The organism is Bacteroidota bacterium (genome assembly GCA_030706565.1).
Lineage (GTDB): Bacteria > Bacteroidota > Bacteroidia > Bacteroidales > JAUZOH01 > JAUZOH01.
The window spans coordinates 1-5594 of sequence record JAUZOH010000258.1 but is presented as its reverse complement, the minus strand read 5'-3'; the positions used below and the strand labels follow the sequence as shown (position 1 = coordinate 5594).

The 5594-nt window shown below is 41.2% G+C and carries 3 protein-coding genes; all 3 read right to left on the bottom strand.

What is annotated here, in order from left to right; genetic code table 11:
• Positions 1-26: 26 nt before the first annotated feature.
• The 3 genes from Q8907_12020 to Q8907_12010 are packed head-to-tail and all read right to left on the bottom strand — an operon-like array spanning position 27 to position 5592.
• Entirely contained in the window at positions 27-3017 is a 2991-nt protein-coding gene (locus tag Q8907_12020; protein ID MDP4274996.1) for a glycoside hydrolase, read from the bottom strand.
• Between the two features lie 11 nt (positions 3018-3028).
• Positions 3029-4240 (bottom strand): hypothetical protein, encoded by a 1212-nt coding sequence (locus Q8907_12015; GenBank protein MDP4274995.1) that lies wholly within the window; start codon positions 4238-4240, stop codon positions 3029-3031.
• A 17-nt stretch (positions 4241-4257) separates the two neighbouring features.
• The gene (locus tag Q8907_12010; GenBank protein ID MDP4274994.1) at positions 4258-5592 is read right to left on the bottom strand and encodes an acetylxylan esterase; all 1335 of its coding nucleotides are present in this window, start codon (positions 5590-5592) and stop codon (positions 4258-4260) included.
• Positions 5593-5594: the final 2 nt, after the last annotated feature.

Here is a 5594-nt window from a genome sequence, read left to right as displayed (position 1 = left end):
CATTATAAAATGAAGGATAATTCTGATCACTTAACAATATTGAGCATATTTATTACCATTTGCACGGCTGATTCGTCATAACGGATTCCATAAAGTCCATTCTGACCATAACCTTTAGCCAGCCGTCCAGAAGTTAAAAGCTGGGAAATAATTACTTTTCCACCCTTCCCTCCAAAATCAACCAATCCGCAAGGAATACGTGTCAAACCTTTACCACAACAAGCCAATGGAGTATAACTAATCCCGGTATTTTGCTTTAAAAGTTCATTATACCTTTCCGAAAGGTTAACAACTTTGACCGGAGCATTCAAATTGATGGATTTTGCAAGGGATGGTCCATCTTCGGCAATCAATTTGATTTTATGATAAAGTGATGATTTCACTTTAGGATCATTGCCAGATATGGAAAAATCATAAAAACCTTCAAACTCATATCCAAAATAGGCAGTACCGCCCATGATCATTTTTTCATCGGCTCCGCGGATTTTCCAAAGGTTAATAAAAGCATCTGATGAAGGAGCTTCAATTTCCATGCCGGTAGCAGGCACAACCAACCCTCCCCTCATTCCGTTCCACATCCAGGCATAATCAGTTTTTAAGTTATTCCATAACTGGCAGTTACCAGTAGTTGGATGAATAAAGCTTTCAGGTTCGGCGACTTCACGAAACTCAACGGCTACATCAGGGAATAAATCTACCTTTTTTATCTTAGAATAAGGTTTCTTAACAACACCCGTTAAAGGTCCCAGGTCACCGGAAATTTCCGGATATCCCTGTCCCAGAAAACATGGCCCTGCATCGAGAATAACCGCACTTTTTCCTGCCTTCACTGAAGCTTGAATAAATAGCCTGACAGAATCGACATTCTCGATTTTCTTCCAGGATTTTAAAGAAGTCAGAATAATATCGAACGATTTATCGGAAGGAGCTATCTGATTGATATTTTGACATTCCCTGAAAGGAATCCTGTGATCCCTGAGGAAATCTTTTAATTCCATTTCATCAGAAAAGACCAGAACTTTTGACTTGAGGACTTTCTCAGGTACTTTTGCTTTTAAAATCCGGAAATCCCAGGCAGAAACCACCGGAACTTTAACCTCTTCAGGTAAAGTTTTCAGGTCAGCCTCGAAAGTATAGTCACCAACAGAATCTGGAAGAGTTATGCTGACTGTTTTAACGGTTTTACTGTAAGCAGGCACAACAACTGACACTAATTGTTTGTCAGGCAGTTGTTTAATTCCCACCTCGGCTTTTATAATTTTTTCTTCTTTTGAATCATTGAAAAAATATACGGGAAGTTCAACCTTCTGGCCTGGAATATAATCCCTGTCCCAAACATCAAGGCTGACTGAAACAGGCGACCATGCTGCAGCCATTGCATTCCAGACTGGTTTTAGTTTTCCATTTTTAATATCGCCCAAAAACCAATGATCGCCATCCGGGCTGCTGCCTATGGAACAGAAAGGCCCAAAGCCTGCAGCGCCAATCCTCCGCCAATATTCAGCAATTTTTGAATTTGAAAGAGTATGTAATTGAAGCAACTGGTCAGGAGTTGGATCAGGGCCAAGGAAACGCCAAAAGCTTTCCTTAATTGTCGCTGCCCTTCCTGTTTTAAGCTGCCCGTTTAAATAATTGCCGCCAAATTCATCTACCATTATGGCTTTAGGAAATTGTGAAGCATCGTCATAATAAATCCCTACATTCTCAAATAAGCTCCACCAGTATTTATGAATATGAACGACATCTCTATCCTCCACAACCAATGAAGGATAATCCGGCAATATTTTATCAAGTGCAAGCCAAGCTGTTTTAAGCTGGTCGCCTTCAGTTTCGTTATAAGGATGTATAAGGGATACAGAAGGGTGTACAATTCCCCGGTCAAGCCAAGGACGCCATTGTTCTTCAAGGTCATTCACATTTGAAGGCATGCCATGGAAAAAACACCATTCGTACTGGACCAGCAACCCATACTGATCACATAAATTCAATATTCTTTCAGGCGGAGTGCCAAGATGAAAGCGAATAGTATTTGCGCCACGTTCTTTCATGTTTCTGATCACATTCTTTACAAACCAGGCAGTATCCCAGGCAAGTGATTCGGCCTCATGATCCCGTGTCCAGCGATGCCATACCACTGTGTTTGCACGGACCTGATAAGGATGTCCGTTCAGGTAAAACCTTAATTTGTTGACTGTAAATTCCTTAAGACCATAAGATATCGTTTTCGTATCAAGAATTTCTTTTTTGTCTTTTAAGGTCAACCTTAATTTATATAAAACAGGCTGTTCTGGCGACCACTGACCGACCTTTCCATGAAAAGGAATAGTGAGATGTATAGTTGAATTATTGGCTTTCACCTGTGCAGAAGCCACGGTTTCACCACGGCTGTCTATTAATTCCCCGCACATGATCATGGCAGAAGGTAACTTTTTTAAGAAATTTTCGGTTTCACAAAGCACAGTGACTTCATCTTTCGCTATTGAAGAAAACGGTACGACTCTCTTTATCCTTACCCCCCCATTTGTTTCCAAAACGACATCATCCCATAAATAAGATGAAATATTTGACCGCCAATGGTCAACCTTCGGGATATAGGAAGGATCGGTAACCTTCACATCGTTTAACGATTTAAGCGACACCTCCAAAGTAATAACCTTACCAGGTTTTATATCCGGGTGTTTTAGCAGGAAAGAAAGCGGGGCCATTCCTCCATTCTGTTGTCCAATCAAATTACCATTAATATACACAGAGGGACAAAATCTTGCCCCATAAAACTTCAGTATTGCTGATTTCCAATGCCCTCCCGGCAATACGACCTTTCTTCGATACCAGATGGCCGAATCGTTAATTTTCGTAGGATCACCGGCAATGCCAGGTACAAAAACAGATTTTGTGTAAGTCCGTCCTTCGCCATAATCCCATTTGCCATCCAGGTTTATCGATTGTGAAACCTGAGCCAATAGGTCTGAAAAAAAGAAAATATGGAGAAAAAGGAATGTAAACCAAAATTTATTCATAGATCAGGTTTTTAAGTATTTTTATTTATCCAGTTTTCAAGCCATTCCCAAGTGGCTTGATCCGAATGCACAGCAGGCGGCAGCTTAAAATTTTCCTGAGATGAAGGGGCCATCACGTTTTTTCCCCTATAATGTTCTGCAATAGATTTAAACACTTTCCCCTGTTCTTTGATTTTATTATCCACTGTAATCAAACCCAACGAATATTCTAAGGGACTGACCTTGAATTTAGGGCGAATATCATGGCTGGCCCACCAGGTAAACCAATTTACCCCTGATTTAATGGCAGAAAGAGTAGCTTTCTCACAAAAGACAGGAATTTCCTCAACTTTCATCCATTCCTCAGATGCACCGTATTCCTGTATCCAGACAGGTTTTTGTGGATCACCTGCGTAAGCACGGGCAAGTGCAGCCATTGCAGCAGCCAGGTCAATACTTTGCTTTCCCAAAGCTCCGCCACGGTCGAGTGCACCGGTATATTTTATCCAGGCATGAAGGGCAATAATCTTCTGACGTTTCGCCAATACGGATGGAGAGAAGGTGGCAGAATGAAACCAGGGTTGATGATCGACACCGTTTACATGAACAGAGGCAGGGGCAAGATTTTCACAAATATCCATCATCATTCCGAACCATTTATCGCCTTCATTTGAATTTTCGGCCCTCCAGCAACAATTTAATTCATTTCCCAGATCGAAGCCCATAAAATTAGAATGCCTGGTGCATACTTTTGATACCTCGGTAAAATAAAGTTTTTCAGCCTCTAACATATCCGGATTCGAAAAGAATGAACCATTTTCATATCCCTGTTTAAAATTCTGATTCGTCAGGTGCCCTACCAGCATGGAAACACAGACATCAAGGTTTCTTTGTCCTGCCAGAGCCAACAACCGGTCAAGCCTTTCCAAATGAACAGGGCTGACCCATGAGGGATCAGGCTGAAAAAAAGTCCATATCAACATGATACGGATATGGTCGACAGACAAGCTGGCAATAACATCCAAGTCCCTGGATATGCTGTCTTCATTAAAATCACTCCAGCAATACCACCAGTACTCTGATGGAGTATAATTAACTCCGAAACGGTATTTCATCAATCCTCTATTTCCCGGGGTTGACAAAGAGTTGGCATATACCGGACCCGCTTTTAAAACCGAATTGTTTAAAATGGGAACAGAAAGCCCCGCCAACAAAGTCTTATTTATAAATTCTCTTCTTTCCATAATAAAAAATTTATCAGTTACTGTAAAGCAATCAGCACTTTCCGGATAGCATCTGCCCCATTTAATGCATTTGCAGGAAGCTGAATTACGCCATTTTTATTAAAAACCTGCATTGCCTGGTGTTTTTCGATGGTGCATTGGGACTCATCTATTTTTCCATTTTTATCTTTTACGGCATTAATATTCAATTTAAAATGACGGGCGACGAACCCATACATGGCCATTCTCTTTGAAATACCATAATCATGGCCTTCCAAAGCCAAATGTACATTTTCAACTTGATTTGGTTTGTTATACAGGCCATATACCTTTTGCAGATAGGGAAACTCAATAACAGGAACAGTCTGTGTCCAATCATCGCCATCAGAGATCACCAGTTGTGGACGGGGAGCTGCCATAGCCGCAAATTCAGCATTATTTGTTCCCAAATCAGTACACGAATGAATAGGCAGCCCACTTTCGCAAGGACAACCGCCAAAGAAATGTGAAGATACCATCACTACCGGCACACTCAGAGTAATTCTGTCATCCAAAGCAGTAATGATCATGGTCTGCGTTCCCCCGCCTGAAGCTGCTGTAACTCCAATACGATTGGTATCCACATATTTCAGGGAAGTAAGAAAATCAATCACTCTCATGCTGTTAAGGGTTTGCATGGTAAGGGCTAAACCTGTACGGTGATCCGTTTTATCTACCTGAACAGATTCTCCATAATTGCCGAACATATCATAACTAAACACAACAGCGCCCATTCTTGCAAGCATAGCACAGCGGTATTGCTGGTCGGGCCGGTAACGGCCACGTTCATCCATAATCATGTTGTTTTCTTTATTATAAAAATGGCCATGTGGACAAAGCATAGCAGGGAAAGGGCCCTTCCCCTTTGACGGACGGTACAATGAACCGCAGAGATAAACTCCAGGCAATGTCTCAATAGCGACATTTTCAACTGTATATCCATTCATTACGCGCTTTGGTGTATAAACGGGATTTAATGGCGTTTTCCTTGGAATTGGCCAAAGGTTCATATTTTCGAGAATACATTGCCGAAGTACTGTTTTACGCTTTTCCCAAGCCTGCAGGTTGGGATAACTTGCCAGCAGACGGTCAAGGTGTTTTTTCCCTTCTTCGAAAGGTTTACGAAAATATTCAAATTGATTGACTGCATAGGTGGTATCGTTTTTTTTCATGAAAACCATATCAAGGGGCATCAATATATTTGTAAGGGTAGCCTCCAAATTGTCCCTGAAACGCCAATCGGCATAAGTTACAAACTTATTTTTTACGTTTTTTTCTTCATAAAGCAGTTTAACATGATAACGGTTTTCTATGGTTTTCAGCACAGATCCCAAAT